The sequence below is a fragment of the Planctomycetota bacterium genome (genome assembly GCA_039182125.1).
In the GTDB taxonomy this organism is placed as follows: Bacteria; Planctomycetota; Phycisphaerae; order Tepidisphaerales; family Tepidisphaeraceae; genus JBCDCH01.
The window spans coordinates 1-24,736 of the sequence record JBCDCH010000056.1 but is presented as its reverse complement, the minus strand read 5'-3'; the positions used below and the strand labels follow the sequence as shown (position 1 = coordinate 24,736).

General features: G+C 62.7%; 23 protein-coding genes. 20 read left to right on the top strand and 3 right to left on the bottom strand.

Translation table 11 applies throughout. The annotated features are described in order from the left end of the window. Nucleotides 1-105: 105 nt before the first annotated feature. The 9 genes from AAGD32_13805 to AAGD32_13765 all read left to right on the top strand — a co-directional run bounded on the left by AAGD32_13805 (nucleotide 106) and on the right by AAGD32_13765 (nucleotide 12,193). Nucleotides 106-621 (top strand): hypothetical protein, encoded by a 516-nt coding sequence (locus AAGD32_13805; GenBank protein ID MEM8875317.1) that lies wholly within the window; start codon nucleotides 106-108, stop codon nucleotides 619-621. 3 nt (nucleotides 622-624) lie between these two features. After that, nucleotides 625-1,095, top strand: coding sequence for a hypothetical protein (locus tag AAGD32_13800; GenBank protein ID MEM8875316.1), 471 nt, complete (start codon nucleotides 625-627; stop codon nucleotides 1,093-1,095). Between the two features lie 20 nt (nucleotides 1,096-1,115). Then, nucleotides 1,116-2,858, top strand: a complete 1,743-nt coding sequence (locus AAGD32_13795; GenBank protein ID MEM8875315.1) for a terminase family protein — start codon at nucleotides 1,116-1,118, stop codon at nucleotides 2,856-2,858. Beyond that, nucleotides 2,855-5,224 carry a hypothetical protein gene (locus AAGD32_13790; protein ID MEM8875314.1) on the top strand — a complete coding sequence of 790 codons (2,370 nt, stop codon included), beginning with the start codon at nucleotides 2,855-2,857 and terminating at the stop codon, nucleotides 5,222-5,224. Before AAGD32_13795 ends, AAGD32_13790 begins: the two co-directional genes overlap by 4 nt. Before the next feature lie 35 nt (nucleotides 5,225-5,259). Then, nucleotides 5,260-8,400 carry a hypothetical protein gene (locus tag AAGD32_13785; GenBank protein MEM8875313.1) on the top strand — a complete coding sequence of 1,047 codons (3,141 nt, stop codon included), beginning with the start codon at nucleotides 5,260-5,262 and terminating at the stop codon, nucleotides 8,398-8,400. Nucleotides 8,401-8,511: 111 nt separating this feature from the next. Beyond that, entirely contained in the window at nucleotides 8,512-9,720 is a 1,209-nt protein-coding gene (locus tag AAGD32_13780; GenBank protein ID MEM8875312.1) for a hypothetical protein, read from the top strand. Then, nucleotides 9,717-10,853, top strand: coding sequence for a hypothetical protein (locus AAGD32_13775; protein MEM8875311.1), 1,137 nt, complete (start codon nucleotides 9,717-9,719; stop codon nucleotides 10,851-10,853). The genes AAGD32_13780 and AAGD32_13775 overlap by 4 nt, the downstream gene beginning before the upstream one ends. 16 nt (nucleotides 10,854-10,869) lie before the next feature. Continuing rightward, nucleotides 10,870-11,046: a hypothetical protein gene (locus tag AAGD32_13770; GenBank protein MEM8875310.1), complete on the top strand. Its 177-nt coding sequence runs from the start codon at nucleotides 10,870-10,872 to the stop codon at nucleotides 11,044-11,046. 1 nt (nucleotide 11,047) lies between these two features. Then, nucleotides 11,048-12,193 carry a hypothetical protein gene (locus AAGD32_13765; GenBank protein MEM8875309.1) on the top strand — a complete coding sequence of 382 codons (1,146 nt, stop codon included), beginning with the start codon at nucleotides 11,048-11,050 and terminating at the stop codon, nucleotides 12,191-12,193. A 28-nt stretch (nucleotides 12,194-12,221) separates the two neighbouring features. Here AAGD32_13765 and AAGD32_13760 read toward each other — a convergent pair whose 3' ends face one another. From AAGD32_13760 to AAGD32_13750, 3 genes are read right to left on the bottom strand one after another with little or no spacing between them, the layout of a single operon-like run. Further along, entirely contained in the window at nucleotides 12,222-12,572 is a 351-nt protein-coding gene (locus AAGD32_13760) for a hypothetical protein (protein MEM8875308.1), read from the bottom strand. A gap of 33 nt (nucleotides 12,573-12,605) precedes the next feature. Further along, nucleotides 12,606-13,109 (bottom strand): hypothetical protein, encoded by a 504-nt coding sequence (locus AAGD32_13755; protein ID MEM8875307.1) that lies wholly within the window; start codon nucleotides 13,107-13,109, stop codon nucleotides 12,606-12,608. After that, nucleotides 13,109-14,065 (bottom strand): ParA family protein, encoded by a 957-nt coding sequence (locus tag AAGD32_13750; protein ID MEM8875306.1) that lies wholly within the window; start codon nucleotides 14,063-14,065, stop codon nucleotides 13,109-13,111. Before AAGD32_13750 ends, AAGD32_13755 begins: the two co-directional genes overlap by 1 nt. 606 nt (nucleotides 14,066-14,671) lie before the next feature. On the opposite strand from AAGD32_13750, the gene AAGD32_13745 reads away from it, so the two are divergent. From AAGD32_13745 to AAGD32_13695, 11 genes are all read left to right on the top strand, one after another. Further along, complete coding sequence (locus AAGD32_13745) at nucleotides 14,672-15,901, top strand: hypothetical protein (GenBank protein MEM8875305.1); 1,230 nt, start codon at nucleotides 14,672-14,674, stop codon at nucleotides 15,899-15,901. A 64-nt stretch (nucleotides 15,902-15,965) separates the two neighbouring features. Continuing rightward, nucleotides 15,966-16,337, top strand: coding sequence for a hypothetical protein (locus AAGD32_13740; protein MEM8875304.1), 372 nt, complete (start codon nucleotides 15,966-15,968; stop codon nucleotides 16,335-16,337). Between the two features lie 12 nt (nucleotides 16,338-16,349). Next, complete coding sequence (locus AAGD32_13735; GenBank protein ID MEM8875303.1) at nucleotides 16,350-17,354, top strand: hypothetical protein; 1,005 nt, start codon at nucleotides 16,350-16,352, stop codon at nucleotides 17,352-17,354. 19 nt (nucleotides 17,355-17,373) lie between these two features. Beyond that, a complete protein-coding gene (locus AAGD32_13730; protein MEM8875302.1) occupies nucleotides 17,374-18,246 on the top strand; it encodes a hypothetical protein in 873 nt (290 codons plus the stop codon). A 73-nt stretch (nucleotides 18,247-18,319) separates the two neighbouring features. After that, nucleotides 18,320-18,865 (top strand): hypothetical protein, encoded by a 546-nt coding sequence (locus AAGD32_13725; protein MEM8875301.1) that lies wholly within the window; start codon nucleotides 18,320-18,322, stop codon nucleotides 18,863-18,865. A gap of 97 nt (nucleotides 18,866-18,962) precedes the next feature. Then, entirely contained in the window at nucleotides 18,963-19,913 is a 951-nt protein-coding gene (locus tag AAGD32_13720; GenBank protein MEM8875300.1) for a hypothetical protein, read from the top strand. Nucleotides 19,914-19,990: 77 nt separating this feature from the next. Beyond that, nucleotides 19,991-20,728: a putative nucleotide-diphospho-sugar transferase gene (locus tag AAGD32_13715; protein ID MEM8875299.1), complete on the top strand. Its 738-nt coding sequence runs from the start codon at nucleotides 19,991-19,993 to the stop codon at nucleotides 20,726-20,728. Then, complete coding sequence (locus AAGD32_13710) at nucleotides 20,725-21,333, top strand: class I SAM-dependent methyltransferase (protein MEM8875298.1); 609 nt, start codon at nucleotides 20,725-20,727, stop codon at nucleotides 21,331-21,333. The genes AAGD32_13715 and AAGD32_13710 overlap by 4 nt, the downstream gene beginning before the upstream one ends. Nucleotides 21,334-21,431: 98 nt before the next feature. Continuing rightward, complete coding sequence (locus AAGD32_13705) at nucleotides 21,432-21,980, top strand: hypothetical protein (GenBank protein ID MEM8875297.1); 549 nt, start codon at nucleotides 21,432-21,434, stop codon at nucleotides 21,978-21,980. 84 nt (nucleotides 21,981-22,064) lie between these two features. Continuing rightward, complete coding sequence (locus AAGD32_13700; protein MEM8875296.1) at nucleotides 22,065-23,972, top strand: hypothetical protein; 1,908 nt, start codon at nucleotides 22,065-22,067, stop codon at nucleotides 23,970-23,972. A gap of 36 nt (nucleotides 23,973-24,008) precedes the next feature. Beyond that, nucleotides 24,009-24,662: a hypothetical protein gene (locus AAGD32_13695; protein ID MEM8875295.1), complete on the top strand. Its 654-nt coding sequence runs from the start codon at nucleotides 24,009-24,011 to the stop codon at nucleotides 24,660-24,662. The last annotated feature ends 74 nt before the right edge of the window (nucleotides 24,663-24,736 follow it).

The following is a 24,736-nucleotide window of genomic DNA, read 5'->3' as shown; positions in this document are numbered from 1 at the left end:
TACCAACCCGATGCAATGAAAAGTTTGCGTGGGAAATGAATATTCATATCACAGACTAACCGGTCTACATTCCATTGCCCTGCTAGCCCTCCAACAAGCCGAGTGTTGCGACAGCAGACAGGCCAGGCACCAGCAGGCAACCCGGACGCCCCGGAGAACCCCGACGACCCCGCTGGTCCTGACGACCCCGGCTCGCCGGATACGCCGGTCACTCCCGGGGCCGGCGGTGGCGGGGACGCCGGGTCGGCCCCGGCCGCGGCGGCCTACATGCGGGCGGCCGGGCAGGACACCCTGGCGTCGTCGCCGCTGTTGCCGTCGGTCCCGACGCTGCTGACTTGGACACACGTCGCGGATGGGATCACCGACGCCGTCTACGACGTGCGGGTCTACGCCGAGGGAGCTTTGGCCAATTCGGCGGCCGGATTGCCGAATCAACTGTTTGAAGGCCTGGTTTCACCGTCGGTTTTGGTGAATCCGCTGGGTTCGGGGCTCTATTTCTGGCAAATCCGCTCGCGGATTGGCCAAAACGCTTCGGCCTGGTCGGCCGCCGGGTCGTTCCGGTGGAACCAGCCCCCTGCCGCTCCCGCCGGCCTTTACGCCCAATCCGTCCAAACCGAGTGACCCATGAGCGACAACCCCCACGATCTACTGCTCGACGCAATGCGATCCGTGGTAGACGCCGTTCGTGCCCGCAACGCGATGGTCAAGCAGGGGCAGCAAGTCGCCCACCGAGACGAGATCGAAGCGGATCACACGGTGGTGATGCAGTTGCCGCGAGGTTGCGGCAAATCGGTGGCGGCCGCCCGTTTGGCCTCGGAGCTGGTGGACGCAAATCGAAACGACGTGTTTGTGGTCGTCGATACGCCCCACGCCAAAAGGCGGATGCAGGGGATGATCTCGGAGATGGGTCCGGTGCCCCCGGTCTTGGTGGCTTCCGAGATGTCTCGGGTGGGATCTTGGCGAGGGCTCCGACCCCGAACGGTTATCTGCGACGCCTTGAATCCGCTGATTCCGGACTACTTGAGCGGCATGCTCTATGAGATGAGCTTGGCCTTGCCTTCCTCAGAACTGGTCGTCCTGAACGTCGGCATGTAAAGCACGGGGGTGGGGAGAGGGTGGCCAAGAGTAAGCCGACGAACATCCTGGATCAGACCGGGGCCGACATGGTCAAGCAGGTCCAGTGGTGGCGGGAGAACCCCGACATCGCGGCGATGGACCTGCTGAACGTCGACCTGGACAAGCACCAGCGGGTCATCATCCGCAACCGGTGGACCCACGACGAGTGCTACGACGTGATGGGCCGTGGTGCGGGCAAGACGTTCCTCAACGCGACGTACGCGATCCTTCGTGCCCTGTTGAACCCTGGCCACAAGGTGGGCCTCCTGGGCAAGAACTTCCGTCAGTCGAAGTTCATGTTCGAGGAGATCAAGAAGATCTGGCAGAAGAGCCCGACGCTGCAGCGGTCCACGATCAGCGAGCCCAAGACGGCCGCCGATCGGTGCTACCTGGAGTTCCACGCCGCCGAGGGCCAGAGCCGCAGCCTGATCGAGGCGTTGCCTTTGGGGGCGGACGGCTCGGGCATTCGTGGTGCCCGCTACTTCGATGTGATCTGCGACGAGTACGCGCAGATGGACAAGCAGATCGTCGACCTGGTTATCCGCCCGTTCCTGGCCACCAACCCCGACCCGATGAAGAACGTCCGGGCGATCGAGGCGGCCAAGCGCGGCGAGGCACCCGAAACGGATGCGCCACCGGCCAACAAGTTTATCGCCACGTCCTCGGCGTACTACCAGTACAACCACCTGTGGGAAACGGTTTCGGCGCTGTGCAACGAGATGCAGGGCGACCTGCAGATGGCCCAGCGCCGAGGCTCCGACCGCCAGGGTCGCACGCCGGACGACTTCCTGATGATGGGGGCGTCGGTCAACAACCAGTTCCCGCACAAGGTGATGTCCAACGGGTCGAACTGCGTCCACGTCTTTACGTGCCTGGACCCGTCGGAAGGCTTCATCAACCGCAACGCGATCAAGACCGCCCGCGAACGCATGGGCAAGTACGAGTTCATGATGGAGTGGCTGGCGTACTTCCCGCCGGACTCCGAGGGCTTTATCCAGCGGAGCCTGCTCGACGCGGCCCGCGAGCACGACCGTTTCGGCCCGATCTTCGAGCCGCGACCGGGCATGAAGTACACGATGGGCATCGACCCTGCCCGCGAGTCGGACAACTTCGCCATTGCGATCTTTGAGGTCGACCCAGACATGGGCGACATCAACCTCGTGCGGATGATCACCTATCACCGCCCGGAGTGGCCGTTTGTGGCCCGCGAGATCCACAAACTCGTCAAGCAGTACCGCATGGAGAGCTTTGCCATGGACGCGGGCGGCGGCGGGACGACGCTGCGGGACCTGCTTGCCGATCCGGCCCACTGCCCCACCGGCTGTCAGCCGATCTTGGAACAGGATTACGACGGCCATCGTCGCAAACACGGTCGTCGCATCCTCGAACCGCTTGTCCAGTTCGGGAAGTACGAGTGGTTGCACGACGCCAACCACAACCTGCGTTCGGGCTTGGAAAGCAAGAAGCTCAGCATCGCCGCATCGCCGCGGATCTGGGCCAAGCACTTGGACGACGCAGACGCGGAGCTCGAGTCCACGCTCGTCGAGATCTCCACCATCGTGACCACCACTACCGCCAGTGGTCGATGCCGCTGGGACACGCCCAGCAAACACCAGCGTAAGGACCGCTATTCCGCGGTTCTCGTGGGCTACGACAACGCCCACAAGCTGTTGGATACCACCACCAAACCCCGCCAGCTCGCCATGGGCGGCTGGGGAGCAACCAGCCGGAGGGCCGCATGAACACCGACTTGGCCAATCAGACCCGCACGTTCCGCGTCGACCCCGAGACCGGGGCGGTGCTTAACACGCAACAGTCGGTCCCCGGCGTCATGCGCAAGATCGAGTGGAACCTCGACGACAGCGGCAAGGCCAGCCTGCGCATCCCGCAGTTGGCGATCGGCCAAACGTCGCACGCCTACGCGCCGGCCCGCGCCAGCGTCAGCGACATCACCCCGTCGGAGGTCGTGCGACTCAACCGCTTGGGCGCCCACAAAGACGAGAAGCACGAGCTGCAACTGGCCGTGGCGTATTGGAAGGAAGATCCCCTGGTTTTCAAGTGCGTCAAGGTCCTGACGCAGCTCGCCAACAGCAACGTGAGTTTCTCCTGCGAGAACGAGACGACCAAGACGTTGGTGGAGAAGTGGTTCCAGCAAGCGATGAGCTTCTCGTTCCGCCAGCAGTGGTTCCGCGAATTCTTCCGGACCGGGATGGTGCCGACGGTCAAGACGCTGATCCCTTACGTGCCGCGGGACTATCGGGCCAACAAGATCCCGAAGCCTGACGAAGAAGAGAACGTCTCGGTGCCCGAAATGGAGCGTGCCCGTGCCGTCAAGACCGCACGACTGGTCGAGGCCGAACAGGTCCGCAAGGCGGCCTACGACCAGGCCGTGGCGCGTCTGGCCAAAGCCCGCGAAGCGCGACTGGTCGGCCTCGTCTCGGATCGCCGGATGGAAAAGCTCGAGCAGGCCGTTGCGACCGCTCAGGCCGCCTGGGAAGAGGGTTGGATCCCCGGCGCTTACACGATCTTTGATCCGTTGCAGATCGACATCAAAGGCCCGCGTGAGATGTCCTGGCTCCGCAAGCCGTACCTGCGGATCGGCGCCGACCTTTCGAAGGCGGCGAAGGACCCCAACCCCGACCAGCAGCAGGTCTTGAACAAGCTGCCGGTGGAAATGCTCGCAGCGATCCGGGCCGGTGAGACGTCGGTGGCGTTGCCGCCGAACATTTGTCACATCGCCTTCGGCGACAAGCAACCCTACGAGAAGTACCCCACCCCCATCGCTCGCCACGCGTTCGGGGCGCTGCGGATGAAGTTCAAGCTGCTCAAGATGGACGAGGCGACCGCGGACCAGGTCAAGGACCGCATCCTGCTCGTGAAACTGGGCGACAGCGAGTACCCGATGTTCGACCCGTCGCAGATCGACGCGGCGGTGCGATTGTTTCAGTTGCGCACCGGCGGCGCCGACATGCACCTGTTCTGGAACCACGCGATTGAGTTGGAGTGGGTTGAGCCGTCCACCGATTCGCTGGTCCAGACCGAGAAATACAACCACTGGAACGATGAGATCCGCACGGCCTACGGCATCAATCGCGTCTTCACCGGCACCGACGGCAAGACCGGGAGTCAGGGCGGGGACATCCTGAATCTCAAGGGCGTGGTCGAAGAGGTTTCCGAGGCCCAACAGAAGTTCATCGAGTTCCTGAACCAAGAGTTGCGTCTCCTGCGGACGGCGCTGGGACTATCCGCGGACGTGAACGTCACGTTCCAACAGCTCAACCTGCGGGACGAGAATGAGTTCATGGCCGCCATCATGCAGATGGTCATGAACGGCCTCATCGACGTGCAGACCGCGCTGGAGACGTTGGGTTTCCACTTCCCGACGATCGAAGCACGCATGGAGTTGACCAAGAAGCTGCGGGCCAAGGGTCTGTTCGTGCCCAGTCCGTCGGCCAACAACCTCGGCCCCGACGGCGGGATCATTAAGCCCGGAGGGGGCAAGCCAACGAGCAAGACCGGCAAGGCCAGCAACAACCAAAGCCAGAAGGGCAAGGCTAAGCCCAAGACCAAGGCGGTGGCGAAGCTGGCGGTCACCCCGGAGGGTCGGCCGGCCGTGGTCGTGCGGGCCGACGAGCTCGACGCGGACTTTGTCCAGGCCGTGGCGTCGCAGTTGGGTACCGACCCCGCCGATGTCTACACCGGGGCCCAATGGCGTGAGCTGACCGGTTCGGAACCGGACTACGGCGCGAAGCCGCCTCCTCCGCCCATGCCGCCCGAGCGGGCGGTCGCGGCCATGGCCGAAGGCACCCAGATGTTGGGCGTGATGCAACGCGCGTACGAAACGTTCGTCGAGACACTTACCAACGCGTCGGGCAACAAGTACATCACGGCGAAAATCCGCCAGGAGGCTTGGAAGTCGGCCGCAGAAGACGTGTTGGACCTGGACGCCGCGGTGGCCGCCCTGCCGGAGGTGCTCGGCGACGACCCCGAGAAGCGGGTCGCGGACATCCTGAGCTGCCGGTTCGAGTCTTCTCTCGACGCGTTGCCCTTGTGTCAGGCCCATTGCCTGGCGAAAGCCCGTGCCCAACTGCAAGGCGTGGAGGCTTAGGCCCGCGGTAGGCCCAAAGTTTCGATAGAGAGGCCATGAGCGACACCACCCACCCGTTCACTCAGGCGGCCGAAGCGGCCGAGGCCGTGACCCGTGATCTCGACGACCGGATTGCAGCACTGGCCCAGGATCAGCAGGCGACGGACGGAGACCTGCTCATCGCCGTCAAGCACCTGCAGGCCCTGGAGGGTCGTGTGGCGGTGCTCGAAGAGCAAGGTGCGATCCAGCCGCCGGTCGATCCTCCGGTGGATCCGATCGATCCTGTCGAACCTCCTGTGACGCCGCCGGCGACCGGCCGGATCCCGACCCTGGGTTGGAACACGAGTTTTCACAAGCGATGGAGCGGTGATTGGTTGCTGCCCAACGCGGCGCTCCGCACGAATCAGATCGTCAACGACCCAGCGTCGAAGTTTGACGATCTCGTCGGGGCTCGCCGCGGGGACGTGAGCTTCGTCGTTGGCGACAAGCCGCTCAACTTCATGTGCATCCAGGACTGCGGCCAGACCGCACCCGCCGGTGAGTGGATCGTCGAATGGGACGGCGACGGCGAGGTCGTGTTTGGGCCGCCGCGTGATCAAGACCACAACCCGGTGCAGTACACCGTGCAGGGCAATCACTACCACGTTGCGTCGCCCTTTTCCTGGGCCGACCTGCAGGTCGTGCGATCCAATTCTCACGACCCGGTCCGCAACATCCGGCTTTGGGTTCCCGGCGGTAAAGACAAGCCCATGTCCGATGCGTCGGCCGAGGCGTTGGCCGGCTGCGCTGTGCTGCGATTCATGGATTGGCAGCACACCAACAACTCTCCGGTGAAACACTGGTCCGACCGCACGAATCCCGATTCGATGTTCCAGGGCACGAGCAACGGAGTCGCCTACGAGCACCAGCTCCGAACGGCGATCGCCGCCGGCGCCGAACCTTGGATCAACGTTCCTTACGGCGCGACCGACGATTTCTGCATCCAACTCGGCAAGCTCATCAAGGAGCTCGTGCCCGTCGGGGTTCGGGTTTGGATCGAGTACACGAATGAGTTCTGGAACGGTGCCGGCCCGTTCAAGCAGGGCCACGACTACATCCAGGCCCTCGCAACCGCCGGCTACAAGGGCGCTCAGCATCTACCTCACGCTTACGGCATCCGCGCCGCCGAGGTTTGGCAGTTGATCGCGGCCGAGACCGGCGCCGACAGCATCGTCCGAGTGCTGGGAGGCCAGGCCGCCAACAAGTGGCAGGCCGCGGAGGCGATGCTTAAGGCCCACCAGCACGGGGACCGACGCGTTGACGCCCTGGCGATTACCGCGTACTTCGAGATGGGTGTCGTGCGGGAAACCCTCGAGCAGAAGTGGCACGAAAGCGGCGACCTCGACGCGTTCTTCGGATTCCTGCTCCCGCGGGTGTACGACCCCGATCGCTGGTCGTACGTCGACGAGCACAAGGCCATCGCCGACGCGTACAACGTCCCTCTGGTCGCGTACGAAGGCGGGTCGCACATCTGCGGGAGCGTCGTCGGTTGGCAAGGCACCGAAAACAAGGTCCTCACGGATTTCCTCGCTCGGGCCCACGAAGACTCGCGGATGGGCGACGCGACCATCAACGCCCTTCGCAACTGGTACATCAAATCGGACAACGGCCTGCACTGTGCTTTCACGCTGAATTACGTACCGACCAAGCACGGCAACTGGGGCCATCTCAAGGGAACGCACGACGACTTGACGAAAGCCGACCGTTGGCTGGCGGCGGTGGCCACGGCGGTCTCTGCACACACCGGCAAGCTGAATCCGAAAGAACCCGACCCGACGCCGCCCCCGGCCGATACCGCGGAAGACTTCGAGATCATCTGGGGTGACGGCGGCGGTGATATCGGCGTGGACGACAAGCGTCGCTGGGTAGACGCGATCGATGACATCGACATCGAGGGCAAGGCCCCCGAAGGCGGTGGCGTTCGCATCTGGCTGTGGTCGGCCCATCGCGGCCAGGAAGATTGGGACGGCAAGGTGCCCACCGACGGTGGCACTTATCTGCTGCTGGCCCAGGGCTTCGGGAAGGACTTGTTCGAAGCCGACGTCAACGACCTCACGCGAGAAACCGAGAAGGACGGCGTCACGCAACGGCTGCGCCGGTGGCTGACCGTGCCGGAGCGTGACACGCTGCCCGACCTGCCCGACCCCGCTCCGGTTGACCCCCCTGCCGATGACGGAGACCTGCCGGCTTGGCCGGTTTCGTCGGACCCCAAGCTGCTGCAAGCGTGGCTGCCCGTCGGCTACGACTCGTTCACGACCAAAGGCGAATCGCCCAAGAGTGGATCCACGATTCGCAAGAAGATCATCTACACCGATCTGGATTCGTGGTCCACGTTCACGCTGCGTCATCGCAAGAACGTCACCATCGACGACTGCGTGATCATCACCCGCCACAAGCACCCCGAGCGTGGGGGTGGCGGCGGCATCACGATCGAGCACTGCACCAACATCGTGGTTCGCAATGTCCGGGTGATCGCCCAGCCGGTGTTCGCCAGCCACCGCGATCGTAGTTCGGGCATCTACGCGGCTCACACAAACGGCCTTGTGATCGCCGGGTTCGCGATGATCGGCGGCGGTGACAGCATCGTGCCCGAGACGCACGAGGGCTTCTACAGCCATTGCATGTACCTGTACTCGTGCAAGAACGTCACGCTGCTCAACATCGCCGGCATTGACGGCCACGGCGCGGTGATCAAAGTCTCGGCCGACAGTGCCTCTGAGGACGAGCGGAACGAGAACTGGCGGATCGAAGGCATCTTCGGCTGGGGCTACGGGTTCCTGGTGGCCTTCTCCTTCACGAACGAGCGTGGCCGCAACGTCCGCGGGGCGAACCACAACATGAAGGTGCGGCTCGGGCGTCATTGCCGAGCCGACGGCATGTTTGCGAAGTCCGACCACGACGGCATCCGAGGGGTTTGGACCAACAACACCGACAAGACCGTCACCGTCGAAGACTGTTCAATCTGGGACACGGACAAGAGCCAAAACTTCCCGGGCATCGTCGCCGGCGAGAACGATTACACCGATCTGGGCGGCAACGAAGACCGTCGGGGCGACGTGTACATCACCGAGTCGGAGCTCGCAAAGCTCCGTGCCGATCTGGTGCGGCACGGCTTCTCGAAGCCGGAGCTGCTCCCCCACTGCCTCCGAGCCGCCTAAGTCATGCCCACTCGCGACGACTGGATTGGAATCCTTTTGGCCGCCCTACTGGTCGGTGCCGTCCTCCTCGCCTTTGCGTTTGCCCAGACCCCTTGACGAGAGAGATCGCTGATGTCCAGCTCTATCCCCGAACTCGACACGCTGATCGCGAACAGCTTGAAGGTCTTTCAAGCCAACGCCGATGAGATGGTCTTCTGGTACGAAGACTTGGATAGTGACGGAGTGGCGGAGTCCAACGAGGTTGCCTGGTTGTCGTACGACGCCGTGGGGCAGCAACTCACGATCGAACAACCGAATCCAACGGTTTCGGGGGTTCCGGTGAGCTCGACTACCAATTTCGCGTTCACCAAGTGGGGCTTTGATTTCATCGGAGAGTTGAACACGACGTATGTAGCCAACGGCGTGACGTCGCTCTTGTTCATTGCTGATAGTGCCGACGTCGACTCGATCACCACCGTGCAGTACACGGTGACCATGGGCGGCGTGGACTACATCAACGTCATTCCTATCGGCAAGGGTGTCGTCGACGAGCACCCCGTGGTTTCGCCTGAATCTCCGCTGATAGTGAACGGCCGCGGCAACATCGTCCACGAGAACCCCGTCAACGCCGGCGGGTCGGCGTGGACGAGCAATTTTCGACACACGGCCCGTATCTTCTCGCGGACCTATCCGCCCCACGCGTTGCACGCCGACCAAGTCGGCTACCTCGAGGGCGACGTGTGGTTCGATGTCGATTCCACCCAGCTCTATCTCTGCGTGGAATCGGCGGGATCGTTTGCCGTCTGGCGCAAGCTGGTGGTCGGCGATGAGAATGGGGACATCAAAGGTGGCGTCGTGGTGCGTCAGGGCACTCAGGCGGAACTCGCGGGCGTGCTACTCGACTCCGCGGAGCTTGCGTTCGCCAATGACGCCCAGAGGCTCTATGTCGGTGACGGCCAGCAGACGTGTGCCGAACTCACGCCGATCAGCGTGCGGGACGGCTGGCTTGTGGACTCGTTTTCGACGGTGCCCGATCCGTACGGGATCGACGACGGCCAGAACGTCCACTTCGTCTTCACCGGCGGACCGGACCCTGCCTCCTTTAGTTTGGACGCACCCCGATTCGACGGGCAGCGGCTCAAGTTGGTCAACGCCGGGGCCGGGAACCTCACGATCACCGCGGGCGCCGAAAGTCCGGAGGTCTGGCGGTCTTCTGCGGGCACTCAAGTGACGCCGTTCACCGGTGTGTTGTCCCCGAACATGACCACCGCGTTGGAGGGGTACCTGGTGGGCGGCACCGCCCGTTGGATCATCGTTGAGAACGAGGGGGTGTGGACATGAAACAGGTGGGTCCGAATTACGCGGTCGATGGCTGGCCCATCCTCGACATCCAGCGCACCGAAGAGGAGATCTACGGGAACCTGGATCAGCAGACGACCGACAAAGACGCGGTCATCGACGAGTACTCCGAGTCGGGCATCATTCGCTCGGGTGTCGTGGCGGTGGCTTCCGATCGGTCGTATCGTTTTATCAACGAGGCGCCCAGCGTTGGCACCATCAACGAATCAACCGGTGCGATTACCCGTCTCACCGACGGCGAGTTTGTGGTGACGGTCGATGACGGTCTCACGCGAGTCCGATCGTCCATTGATCTCGAGCAGGTCGGCGGCGTTCCGCTGCAAACGATCGTCTCCTGGTCTCCGGGTACTTTTGCCGAACTCGTTTCGACGTCGATCCTCAACGCCGTCGACAACGCCACGCCGGTCGAGACCCTCAAGCCCACGTTGTCGGGTGGGTTGCGGAACCCCGTCTCCTGGCCGGTGGCAGCCGGCTACAACCTCGGGTGCATCGACACCGAAAAGCCCAACGCGACCGTCATCGGGTACTCGAACGGCTACGTCTTTGTCTTGCAGGCGGAACACTATGCGGACAGCGCCGACACCTTTGTGGCTGACGACGACACGGTCTACGCGTTGACCGGCGGTGTGGGTGAGAACGTAGGGCCGGCCAACAGCATCGACGATTACCGGACAGACTTCAGGGTGGTCCGCTATACGGAGCCGGCGGGCATGGCCGCCAAAATCCCAGCCGCCCTACTGCCGCCGGCGACGCTGCCCGACTACCTGCCCAACTTGCGCTTCGGCGTGCCGGTTATGTCGATGGACCAGGACAAGAACGCCCTGATCGACGACGTGTCGAGGTTGGACGATTGGGTGAGCCTGTCCTGGTCCGACCACCCTCGCCTTCATGAGTTCCGCGAGACGAAAGTCGCGGGCGACTCGGGCAGCCCCGTCTTCTTGCTGGTCGGCGGTGGCCGGCTGGTGATCATCACCACGCTGACGTTTGGGGGGTTCGGTCGAGGCCCGGCGGTACACGCCAACCTCGGGGCGATTCAGGTGGCGGTCGAGTCCCTCGGCGGCACCTGGGCCGATTTCGAGTTCGTGGACCTCGCCGCGTATCCGTCGTGGCCGTAAGGCTTGGAGGTGAAGTATGGACCCGCTCGACATCGAGACTTTGACCGCCACCGAGCTGTGTGAGCTGACGGCCGACGGCATCTCGACATTGGTGGCGTCCGCGAGCGAGACAGAGCCGCCCGACGACCGTTTGTTTGATCCCGATTTCGGGTACGACCGCAGCAACTGGGGATACGACGATGTTGAGCTTTGAGTTGAACGACACGACGATGCCCCACCGCTTTCGCCTGCGCAACACCGCAGGGCAGCCGGTGACGGGCGTTGCTCCGGTCGTGACCTTGCAGAAATCAGATGAGACCGACTACTTGGCGGCGTCGGGGGTCGTGACGGAGCTCGGTGACGGTGAATACAGTCTGGCCGGCCACGCCGATGATCGCGACACCTTGGGTCCGATGGGCGTAAAGATCGAGGCACCCGGTGCGATCACCCTGTGGGGGCAGGTCGTGATTGTTTCGCACAACCCTTATGCGATCGCGGGCATCACGTCTGCACAAGTTGCCGAGGCGATCGAGACAACCCGCCAGATCGCGGGCAAGATCGATGACGCCGGTGTCAACGGATCGTTGGCCGCCGTCGCATTCGGAACCAATCGTGAGAACCTGTTTGAGCCGGGTGATGTGATTCAACAGAGCGGTTCGCGCGAAGTCATGCTGGTAGTGGCCGTCGCCAACTTCGATGTTCAGGTTGTGCGGGGTTACGCCGGGACGACCGCCGAGGCCTTGGTTGATGACGGAGAAATCTGGCGTATTGGTCACGCCTCTTTGCTTCCCGCGAGCGACGCGGATGGTGAGCACGACGTCACGTTTACGGTCCAGAACTCTGTTCCCGAACCGTTGCAGAACGCAAAGATCCAGATCTCTTCGCAAGGTGCGATCGTTCGGACGCTCGACAACACCGATGTCGCCGGCCAAGCACAAACGACCCTCGACAGCGGCAACTACACCGCTCACGTCAGCCTGGACGGCTTCTACCTCAAGGCTCACGCTTTCACGGTCAGTGGCGACGGCAACGTCGTGATCGACTTGACACCTCTCGTGGTTCCCGCCCACAACGTCAGCCAATGCGTCGGCACGCTGACCACGTACGACGGCCAGGGGAACCCGGAAACCAACATCAAGGTGACGTTTACGCTGGTCTCGGTGAACGACGGGACCCCTACCGGCGAGGCGTACAACACCGGATCGTTCTACGTTCGCAGCGACGAATCTGCGTTCGTTTCCGTCACGTTGTTGCAAAACGCGGTGTACCGGATGTCGCGTGGGGGCTCCATCGTTGAAGTCACGACGCCAACGTCGCCCGGACAGTTTGCGCTGCCGGACCTGTACGGAAGCGGCGAATAGTTGCGAGGCGAAAGCGTCGCCGTGTTTTTTACGCGTTGGCGTCCATGGGGCCGACCAGCCGCACCGCCCTACTCATCGCTGCCGCCAGCTTTCGCTCGAAGACGTCCTGGGCCCGGGCGTTGCCGTTCTGATATCGCGGCGGCAGTTTGACCGCACCGATCTGCCGTATGAGCTCCTGATCGCACTGACTTAGAAGCAACGTCATCGCCCGAATCAAATGGGACCGATTGAGCTTTACGTCGGACTGGAGTTCCACCTGGGCCGCGAGCCAGGTGAGCGTTCGGTCGGCCCGTCGCGTCATGAAAAAGTCACGCCGCCCCACCACTTCCATGTCGGGGTCGATCGGCGTTTCCTGCTCGGGGAACAATGGTTCGGGCATGCGATACTTCCGCGGATTCTACCCCGGCTCGGTTCAGGTCGTGCTGATGGATTGGGCGTCGCGTACGGCGTCGTGCAGGAACGCGCTGACCTGATTTTGAAAGGCCTGCCGCCCTTCCAGGTCATGGTTCGAGGGTCGGGTCTGGAAAGTGCTCGCCGACGGCCGAGTCTCGATCACCGATCGGCTGTGCAGCAAGATGTCGGCCATGCTCACGAGGATCTCGGTCGCGTTCGGGCGGATGCCCAGCTTTTCTTCCAGGAGTGTTTCGATCCCCGTCAAGTCCGACGCCATCTTTCGGTCCATGACGACGGTGACCCGTTTGTTGGCTCGGTTGGGCTTGGGGGCCTTGGCGGGCGCGGCATCGGGAATCAGTGGCGGATTGATGGGCCGGACCGAGACGGGCGGCGATGTCTCGACCGGGGTCGGCTGGGTCGCAACGGGGGCGCTCGCCCGCCCCAGGACGCTCTGGCCGCTGAGGCGTCTGGTGGCGGTGCCGGGGAGCATGTCGGGATGGGTTTCAGCGGGCTTGGCGGGCATCAGGCTTCAGCTCCTGTCGTCTCTTGCTCGAGCCGGGCGTCGATGTACCGGTCGAGCTGTTTCTGCCACCCGTCCGGCAGTGGCGGCCCCCCTTCCAGTCGCCCTTCCGCAAACGCCTCGGGTTGAGACAGTCGGACGATGATTTCCTTGGCGACGGCGGTGAAGTCGGCGATGATGCCGCGGTTTTTCACCCAGTGGCGGTTGGCCATCTGGAACACCGTCCGCCCTTCCCGCTGGCCGGCGGTCACCAAGGCGTGTCGTCGGATGCGGCGGGTGAACATGAGTTTCTCATCGCCGTAGGCGGCCATGGGAATCCAGATATCTCGGAACCAGTCCTGGCTCTGGATCGAGACGTCGCATACCAAGATGCCCAGGATCGTCAGCGAAGGGTTGGCCTGCTCGCGAATTGGCAGGACCATTTGCGAGACCGCCTTGTGCATCGCTTCGTAGCTGTAGCTGTCGCCCTTGACCGAGAGCACGAGGTGTGTCGCATTGGCGTACGCCGAGATGGCTTGGAAGGCGCCGGCCGTGGGCGGAGTATCGATGAGGACCAGGTCGTAGTTGTCGCGGGCCCAGGCCAGGGTTTCACGCAACAGGCCGTAGGTCACCGACCGGTCGCGGGTGTCGATCCGCTCCGGCACGACGTTGACGTCGTTCCGGGACGGGATCAGGTCGACGTTGGGCGGCAAGCCTTCGGATACGACAGTTTGGGCGGCCGTGTTGATCCCGAGGCAGATCTCGTAGAAGCCCGCGAACTCTTCGGGTGTGACACCCAGGCTGCGGGTCGCGCTGGCCTCACCGTCCGTGTCAATCACCAAGACGCGGTAGCCGAGGTGGCCCAGCGCCGAGGCGATATTCACGGTGTTAGTGCTCTTGCCGACACCGCCCTTCTGGTTGCCGAACATGATGGCCGGCACGCTGGGCAGTTCGATTTTTTGGGTCTGCGGGTCGTCCATGACGCAGGGCCTCCGTGGTGAGATTGATTTTCCAATCTTCCTTTATACCAACATGCGAATAATGGATCAAGCTCAGATTCGAAGATGCGAGGCCATGATTCTCATTTCTTTCCAAAGTGGTACTCTTCCATCATTCGAACAATGGAATGATCGCAGACGGACATATCGTACTCCAGCGTCTATGAGAGTGGTTTCTAGCCGGTTGATTGTTCCATTGTTCGCATGATGGATTCTGCGTTTCTTCGTTTTTCCGTATCTCTGCTTTTGCGTTTCTGGCGTTCTTCGTTCATTGGGTGGCGCGATTCTTTGCTTCTTCGATCATGTGTTTCTCTCGACGCCTTGACCAATGAGCGGCGCGCATCCAGTTGTGTCCTCTAAAATCTGAACGGACCCTCTACGGATGGAGGGTGCTTCTTCACCGCAAGGACCCCGCCCAGATCAGGACACAAAAAAACCCGTCGGCGGCAACCGACGGGCCTTCGTCTGAAACCGCGGAGCGGCTCTCAAATACCACCTTGATTGTATCAGGGCGAGACCTCCCGGCAAGGCGATTCTGCGCTAATTTTCGTGCAGCTTCGTGGCCATCTGCGGGGCCGGGAGTAACCCGTGCCCAAGACGCCACCCAAGTGGGACCCCGACCCTCATCACGTCAAACCCGACGGCGGATTTGCTCTGCTTCACGGCGGAGCGATCTGCGCCGCCTGGGACCTTGGACGTACGGACATCGGACATCACGCGACCCGCCTGTACTTCGCTTTGGTTGAGATGTCGACACGTCGAGCAGGGCAGGGCGGTGAGCTCAAAGTCGATGAAGCCCTCAATTTGATGGGCTTGTCCAGATCGTCGAAAAACCTCGCCAAGATCCGGCGTGCCTACGCCGCCTTGAGCGACGCCAAGCTCATCGTCGCTGGCGACCGCAAGCTCAGCTTTCCGGATGTCCGTACGTCACCCCGGTTGGCCAAAGTCCCTCGGGGCGACCGTCGCGTGCCGGTGCCTCGACGGGTTCTGCGACTCTTGGCCAAGGCGACCACCGCTCGCACGGCCGCCGTCCTCGGCTACGCGTTTCGTTGCCTACACAACCACCGAAAGAGCCTCACCCGGTGGGGTCTCGTTCAGGTTCAGTGGATCGCCGATGTGTTCGACCTCAATCGCGGCAGCGTGGACCGGGCCAAGCAGTGGCTCGTAGGATTGGGTTGGATCAAGCAGCTGCCGACTCACGGGTGGCTGGTTCGCCGGCACGGTGTCAGGACTTTGATCGACCTGCGGTGGGGCGGCAGCGCGGCGCGTCCGGGTGTCGATGAGCTACCCCTGGCGCGGCGCTTTACCAAACGGCATCCTCTACCGAGAGGATCAAATAACCAACAACCCGCTGGCCGCCGACGGCCTGGGGTTTCAAAACCGCCAACTTGGAGAAAACTGACGGATGGCGATCTTCGAGATCTCGGACGACTGCGGGAGCTTTTCGCACAAAGAGACAGCAGTGGGGCGGTGTATGCCAATCCTCGGTTTCGTGACTTCGTCGCACTGGCCGTCCGCGCCCGCGATGGCGACCGGCCGGCGGCGTTGTTCCGCTGGCTGATTGACCGTGGCCGACGAGACTGGGTCACCCAATCGCAGGAGGACGAGGCGATCCGCTGGCTGAAGCCTGCCCGGAAGCAGACTATGGACCCCCCCTTACTCGGAACAAAACTCCCCCGACTTGAGATCGACCCGATTGATTATCGCCTCTTCGTTGCCGCCGTAAAAACCGCGGGATGCCGGGCGTTCCAGGTCCTGCGGGACCATCGTGGGTGGACGCGAGAGCGGTTCCAGGCGGTCGAGCGGGCGGCGGGCTGATCCGCGAATCCTCCAATCGTCCGATGGAGCGGAAGAACCCTCAATCCGCGATTTGGAGTCCGCCATGTACAGCCCTGAAGACCGCGCCCTGGCCGCGAAAGCATTCGAATCTCTCGACATCACCGCCACCAACGAGGGCTTCACCCTCACGGTGAACGGCAAAGAGATCAAGGGCGCCGAGGGTCTGAGCTTCTACAGCTGGTCCGACGGTATGGACCCGCTCTGGTCGGTCAATTACTCGACCGGAGACTCTACGGGTGACGGGATCACGTCGTACACGTACTGGAACATCACGCCCCATATCGAGTCGGGCAAGGCCACGCTCAAGGTGAAGCAGATGCATAAGCCCGACCAAGCCATCGCCAGTCGGCGAGCGCCGGGGTCCGATGTCTTTGCTCAGCTGGGCAGCACGAAGAATCGACCCAACCAGGTCTAAACGGGGGAGACGATGAGTAGCGGTGGGGCGGTGGGCGCCTTCGAGCACGACGGAGTGGAGTACGAGCGCGTCCGCGTGACGGCTTCGCTGTCGCTACGGCCGGCATCCGAGGATGACATCGTCGAACCGATGGACCGCGCCGTGGCCGGCAAACTCTTCACGATCAACAAGCGATCGCCCGACCTGATCAACGTCGATCTGCTCTTGGATACCGAGGGCGTCAACGGCAACTGGGATTACATGACCCGGTCGGCCATCCTCGCCGATCACGGCACCGCCAAGTGGAAGCCCATGGACATGGACCACGGCGTGGAAGAGGCCGAGTCCTACGTGACCGGCAAGGCGAGCGCCAATCACAACACCATCTTCGGGGTGATGACGGGGGCCTCCCTCTGTAACTCCGAGGGCGAGTTGCTGACCGCCGAACAGGTGTCCGACCTTCCCAGCGAGGAGGACATGTACCGCCCCGACGCCGAGAAAGTCGCGGTGAAAGCTCATGCCAGCCTCTGGCGTTTCATGTTTCCCCGCACCGCGGAGGACCTCACCAAGAGCATCGCATCGGGTTCCATGAAGGTTTCGATGGAGCGGTGGATCTCAGATCTGGATTACCTGACCTGGAACGGCAACGACTGGGACGTCACCGACAAGGCCACCGCTAAGCAGAACGGGATCCACGAGCGCTGGGAAAACCACATCGAGACCAACGGCTACCCGACTATCCGTCGAACCCACCGGTTTCTCTACGGCGGCGTAGCTTCAACCACGAACCCTGCCAACGCCTTGTCGCGGTATCTGCCTACCGGCTTGGACTTTGCCGCGGCGTCCCGGTGGCCCGGCGCGAACCCGGGCTTGCTCAACGCTTACACGGCGATTCAGGCCGAGCATGCCGAGTTGCACAGGGCATTCGCCACGCTCCGCGACGATGCAGAGCGTGACCATTTGATCGCTAGGCACCGCGACCTCCACGAGGTGGCGGCCCAACTTGAGGAAAAGCTCAATGCCTCCAAACGAAAGTAGCAGTACCACGCTTCTCGATATGACAGTGCCGGAAGAGATTCGCCATTCGCTGCGATTCGATCCCGAGAACGATCACGCTACGGCCTCCGGGCCCAACGACTCCGAGGAGAACACGATGCCCGAGACCGCAACGCCCGCCGCCAAGCCCCTCGACGAGCAGGCCGTCGCCGCACTCGTCGCCGAGACCGTCGAAAAGATGGACTCTGACAAGGCGATCGCGAACCAGGTCCACGCCCTGACGACCGACAAGCTGACCGCGGAGCAGGCGACCGCCGCTGCGACCGAAGAGCTCGAGAAGATCAAGGGCGACAAGGCCGAGGCCGACCAAAAGGTCACCGACCTGACCGCCGAGCTGGACACCGCCAAGGCGTCGCTCGAAACGGCAGAGAAAGCGAAGACGGAGTTGCAAGAGCAGCTTGATGCCGCGAAGGCCGAGCTCAACAAGCATGAAGTCGATAAGGCCGTCGCTTCCCGGAAGGGCCAGTTGGCTGAGCTCGACAAGGCCGTCGCCACCGACGAGCAGGTCGCCAAGCTGACGGCGGTCGACAAGGACGGCAAGTTCCAGCTCTCCGAGGACGCCTTCGACATCGCCCTCGCCGCCCTCAAGACCGCTTCGGATGCGATCGCCGACAAGGCCGAGGCTTCGCAAGACACGACCGAAACTCCCGAGGGTGAGACGCCCGAGGGTGCCGGCGACGACACGACCGAAACCCCGGATCAGGCCACGGCGACGCAAAAGGGCGGCGGAGACGAAACCCCCGATGAGCCCGACCTCGCCGGCGTTGACCAGTACCACCAGGCCATGGCGACGTTGATCGGCACCGGACAGGTGCCCTCCACGAACGCCGCGTTGACCTCGAAGTTCGCCCAGCTCGGTACGAGCACGTCGTAAAGCCCCACGGAGTCTGTAACCGCACCCATTGCACAAACCGTGAGGCCTGAGCCTACGGGAGGAGAGAAAAACCATGCCCCTGATCGAAAAGCCCACGCACGCCACCATGACCCCCGGGTTCAACTTCGACGCGATCAAGCGTCACCAGAAGGGCCTGGTCAAGCTCAACGTCGGCGGCATCGCCACCCCGTTCTACTACGTGAACGAAGTGGTCATCGAAGGCCAGCCCCTGAAGGTTGAGGGTGCTACCGCCTTCCTCGCCGAAGGCGTCGCCGCCAACGAAGCCGCCAAGGTCATCGGCCTCGCGATGCAGATGACCTACGACGCGCCGACCGGTCACTTCGCCCAGCTGGCGGAATACAACTTCGCGAACGACACCAGTCAGTCGCTGAACGGCTCGCCGATCGGCGTGCTGATGGGCGCCGGCTACGCGAAGACCACCAACTACACCGGCGACGTGACATTCGGTGATCCGGCCTACCTGGACGCCACCGGCAAGATCCTCACCGCCGACAGCACCACCGGCGCCAACGGCCTTCTGCCGATCGTGTTCGAGGGTGAGGGTTCCGACGGCGACGTGCCCGTGACCATCCGCTTCGACTTCCCCGTGGTCGTCTAAGTCCACGCGGTTTCACCTGACCTGACCGGACGGTCCTGAGCAGGGCCGAGCCCCAACACGCCCGATGTGCCCGATGCCCGGGCGAGGAGATAGAACGATGCCCGAGACCGCCGCACCTTTGACCGACACCCAGAAGCAGGAGCTGTTCCGCTCCACGGCCGAGAGCCTCGAGGCCCGTCAGGCCTACGCGGCGTCCCGGGCCGAGGTCCTGAACCCGCTGCTCACGCATGAGAGCACGATTCGCTCCATCTTCGCGCCCGAGACCGTCGCCGCCGGCGACGCCATCCGGTACGACATTCCGTTCGACGACATCGAATGTGCCTGGGTCATGCCGCAGATCGGCGCCGTGCCCAGCGTGCAGTTCGAGATGAAGGAAGTCTACGTCAACACCTTCGGCATCGACGGTGGTGTTGAGTACCAGATCGATGTCGCCAAGGACGCACGCTTCGCGGTCGGCGAGTTGGCCACGACGCTGCTCATGAACAACTTCGTGCGGCAGGAAGAGCTGGCTGGCTGGAACCTGATCAAGGCCCACGCCGCCGTCCTCACCGCCGATCAGATCGTGGTTGCCCTCGATGACAACGGCGCGACGGCCGGCGACCAGAAGCTGAACATCCACACCATCTCCGAGGTCATCACCAAGGCCGACGAGCTCGGCGTGGGTGGTCGCCGGGTCACCGACATCTACTGCTCGCCGCGACGCTTTGCTGACCTGCGGAACAACGTCCTGCACGCCTCGCTGCCGGACGACATGAAGATGCAGGCCTGGGGCGCCCGCCGCGAAGCCGGCAATGAGTTCGTGCCCGAGATCCGGTTCCACAAGGTCTACAACTCGGCCCTGGTCGACGACGACACCGCCTACGCGTTCACCCAGAAGGACGGCTTCCGCTACGGCGTCATGCCCATCCGCGACACCCTCGTTACCTACGACAACCCGGTGTCCATCCTCGAACGCAAGATCGGCATCATCGGCTGGGAGCGTCTGGGCCTCGGCATCCTGGACGACAAGGGCCTGATGAAAATCGACTTCACCAAGCCGGCCACCTAATCCGGCGTGAATCCTGAAAGAACGAGCCCGAGCGGGCGGGGACCCTTCCCCGCCCGCTTTTTTCGATGAAGGGTTACATGCGAGTCATCACCGCTGGCAACAGCCGCTACCGACCGATCGTAGAGCTAGGCGTCGCCCAGGCCCACCTGATGGGCTACGACGTGGGGCTCTTCGACCTGGGAGACCTCGGGATCGGTTGGGCCCACCCGATTGAGGTCGATCCGCGGCTGGCCGTAGAGGGCAACTACAAGGTTGACGAGAAGGGATACCCCACCAAGGCCCTTCACAAGCCACGAATGCTGCGGGAGGCTCAGGAGCGGTATGGCGGCAGCGACCTGCTGTACCTCGACGGCGACGCGATCCTGGTGCGGCCGGTTCACGACATCTTCGATCACGACTTCGACGTCGCCGTCACCGTGCGGCCCAAGCACGAGCGGGATCGCACATTGCGAATGAGGCCGGCTTGGGATCAGTGGATCGGCTGGGTCAACGCGGGTGTCGTCGCTCTCGCCGATAGCGCCGGGGCCGTTGAGTTCGTTCACCGGTGGGCGGCAGAGTGCGACCGGAAGGGTAACGATCAGTTCGCGCTCAACGAGATGGTCAACCCCAAACACCGTCGACTCCGCCCGGGGGAAACGTGGGTTGAAGACGGCGTTCGTATCCACGCCCTGGACGGACAGAAATACAACTTCGGCGGCTTCCACGCGCCGGGGTACGAGGAAGCGTCAATCCTCCACCTCAAGACGATGGTCTGGCAGAAAGAGCTCAAGCAGCTGCAACTGCACTGCCGCCGTAAATCAAGGGAGTTTCTATGACGACGATCCAAGAGCACGATCGGCAGGTGTTGTGCCGGCGTCTGGCCGATGCGGCGTTTGCGGGTGTGGGCATCGAGGTTGGCGTGCAGTCTGGCCGTTTTTCCGGCCAGCTGCTGCGATCCTCGCAAGTGAAACACCTGCATCTGGTGGACTGCTGGTGCACCCACGAGAACCCCGACGGAAGTGGTTCAGAAACCCAGGCCGATCACGACCGCCACTACAAGCGAGCAATGGCCGAGGTGCAGAAGTCTCGGAGTCGGAATCAGGAAGTGAGTGTGCACCGTGGGTTCACCGCCGACGTGTTGCCCGGGTTGCCCTTCGGCACGTTTGACTGGGCTTACATCGACGCCATGCACACGTACGACGGATGCTTGGCCGACCTGGAAGCCACAGAGCGACTGATCCGCCCCGGAGGACTGATCGCCGGCCACGACTACGAGCAAGGCACCGAGTGGGCGCGGCGTGTGCAATGCGGCGTTGTGGACGCAGTTGCCGATTTCTTGAAGAACCGGCCGAACTGGGTCCTCGAAGCGGTCTACGAAGACAGCTTCCGAAACAACAGTTATGTGCTGGCCCATCGCCCCCCGGGAGAGGTCGAAGCGTGAGCGTGATGCGTCTCCGAAAAGGTCAAAACGTGTTCACACCGTTCCAGGTGCCCCTGTTTGATGGAGACGGGTTGCCGCTAACCGGTCAAGCGTCCGACATGCGGTTCTCGATCCAGTGCATGGATAACGGGCACGTCTACGACTGGAGCACCAGCACGTTTCGCTCGACGCCCACGAACGCAGACACCGGAGTGACCTCCGTCGCCAACGCGGGGCACATCTATCAAGTTCGTCAGGCGTGTGGAGCTTTCCCGCGGGCACATTATGTCGCCAAGTTCGAGCACCAGACCCTGGGGTACCAGTGGCACTGTCCGTTCTCGGTGGGTCTCGATCTCGATCAGCAACTGGGATATGCCGCTACGTACACGCCGGGGACGCTGAAGGTCGCGGCTTGGCTCGAAGAGGGGGGTGTTCGCCAGGTCGACACGACGCAGATCTCGGGTGCCCGGGTGCTCAACCGGGACGGCACCGTCGCAGCGATCGAGGTCGGCCCATTCGGCGGAAGTCAAGGCCTCTTCGAGATCGACGTGTCCGCAACGCTCAACACCAACACGGCCTACGTCCTGGAGATCGAATTTATCAGTCCGGGCATTGTGTCGAACACGGATTATTCATCGACGCTGTGGGCGGGGCTAACGCGTCCGTAAGGGGGGAAAGTGTTCGGATCCATCTCAAACCCGAAGACCCCGACCTCGACGGGCGGGGGCGGTTCCGCGGACTCCGACTGGACCGTGACCGAGAAATCGCAGATCCGCCAAGCGTTGGGGGTGACCGGCGATCGCCAAGCCACCGCCGGTGGCGACGTCAACGCGGTCAACACGGCCGTCAATAACGCCACCATCGGCATCAACACACTGCTGTCACGGCTCTCCGATACCCGGGCGAATCGACTCGAGAACCTCGACGCGGCGATCACGACCCGGTCTACGCCGGCAGATATTCCGACCTTTGACTTGACGGCGTTGAATGCGGATGTTCAGACCCTCTTGACTCGCCTGACGGATAGCCGGGCTGCTTCTTTGGACAACCTGGGCGACTCGCTCGGAGGGCTGGCGGAGGCGGTTTGGACTTTCGACGTCGGCGGGTTGGATCCGGGTCCGGGCCATGCGTCGCAGTACGTCAAGCGATTGGACGTGGCGATTTCGACCCGGACGAACCAGTTCCAAGTTGCGAACGAGCTTGATCACCTGCTCACGACGTACAGTCTTGATCTGGCCTGGAATGGGATCGACACGCTGCTCAATCGGCTCACCGAGGCGCGTGCGGGGTATCTGGACAACCTCAACGCCGGCGGCACCGTTGCGACACAGGTCGACCTGTCGGGGATTCAGAACAACACCCGGACCACCATCTCGATGCCGGCGAGTTATGTCGTGCCGGGATCAGGTTCTCAGCGGTTCGTGGTGTATCTCAACAACTACAACATCGCCGGCCAACAGGAAGACCTCGACGTCGTTCCGTCGATCGCAATCTACAAGCCCGACGGCACGCTGCACACGAACGCCGTCTACGGCACCAGCATTGGCGGGACGCCGGTCACCGAGATGGAACAGAACGGCGGCGAAACGGGGCGGTACTACGCGTACATCGAGATCGACAACACCGACACGGTGGGGCAGTACGTCGTCAACTTTGAAATGACAGAGGGCGGCCTGACTCGCTACGCGGACCGCAACCTCACCCTGGTCGCAGCGCCGGAGGCGGATTTCAACAGCGCCGATCGCACGATGCTGACTCAACTGCACGCCCTGCGACCGGACTACAAGCCGGCGATCGACTCGTCGGGTCGTGTGGACCTGGGTCAAATCCGTGGTAACCATAACAACGCCGAGTACCTCGGCAACCTGGCCTACAGCTGGGAAGATGACGGCTATATCTCGGCCGATGTCGTCGCGATGTCAACCGCGGTGCGAAACCTGGTGGCGGACGCCGTGTGGGATGAAACCTTGTCGTCGCACCAGTCGAGCGGATCGACGGGTCGGGCGTTGCAGGACGCCACGTCCGCGGCAGGTCTCGACTTGGCCGGCATCGCCGATGCGGTTTGGGACGAAAACATGTCCGCCCATCAGTCGGCAGGAACCGCCGGCCAGTACCAGGTTGATGGCGGCCAATCGACGGCCGGCGCGGTCAACGAGATGCTCCAAGCCGCGTTGCAGGATTTCTTCTTGAACAACGTGGGGCTCAACGTGACGCAGGTGCAGGCGAACTCGTTCGCCCACTTGTTGGCACGCACGTTCCGGGTACGGCCCGGGGGCGACTTCATTCAGATCCCCCTGCGACATTACGAAGACACCAACAAGAACTACCACATCGAGATCGAGATCACGGATCAGAACGATACGAATTTCTCGTCGCCGGATTACGTCTACGACACGACCAGCAATCGGTCGAACCTTTTCTACACGCTCGACGGGGCCGGCCAGAGCCAGTCGCTGACGCCGTACCCCAGCGGGGGCATCTCCGCAACCACCACCAACACCAATCCGGATCAGACGTTTGCAACGGTGTGGCTGTTCCTCGACGACACCGCTCAGAAGGACATCATCGACCGCGACCTGGTCATGATCCGGGTGCGACAGAGTCACGATGGTGGGGCCTCGTGGGGCAACTGGCTCGTCGAGCCGCTGCGCCTCGGTTGATCCGCGTCTGCCGATACCTCACCAGGAGACCTTGCCATGCTTCTGAAGACGTACCTCACCACGAACGACGAGATCGGCGGCCTCGACGACGCCGCGGCCGCCTTGGCCTACAACACCGATCCGGTCAACTACGTGCCGGTTTACAGCGAATCGATCCTTGCGTGGATGGGTGACGCGGGACGCATGATCTCGCTCGAAGGTTTCGCGAACCAGCCCATCCAAGAAGGCGAGACAGCCCTGGTTACCGGCATGAAGAGTGCCTTGAAGGCCATGCTCTTGGGCCTCAACAACAACCGAAGCTACCTCGATCTGACGATGGGCGGCAAGCAGCACATGCTCATGCAGGGCCTTGCCCAACTTGCCTTGCCCGGCCTGGCCGCAAGCGACATGGACGAGCTCATGCAGCGGGCTTTCGCCAAGGATTTCTCGCCCACCAACGACGTTGAAGTACGACGACTCCGCGACGAGATCGCCCTTGAGGAAGCGGATGCCGTCGCCCAGCAGGCTCGGCAGATCCACGCGAACACCGTTAACGCCCACAACGAGCAGGTGCTGCAGATGTATCGCTCGCTGTCGCGACAATCAATTTTTGATCCGAATCTGTCGCCCCTTCAACTCGACGCACCAAATGCTCCGGCGGACTATCACTGGAACGGCACTGACCTGGTCAAGAACGATCCGGCCACGTAATCATGGGCTACCAGTGTGACCGTACCAATCAGCTCAAGGCCGAGATGGTCTTCGGGGACGAGTCGTCCTTTGCG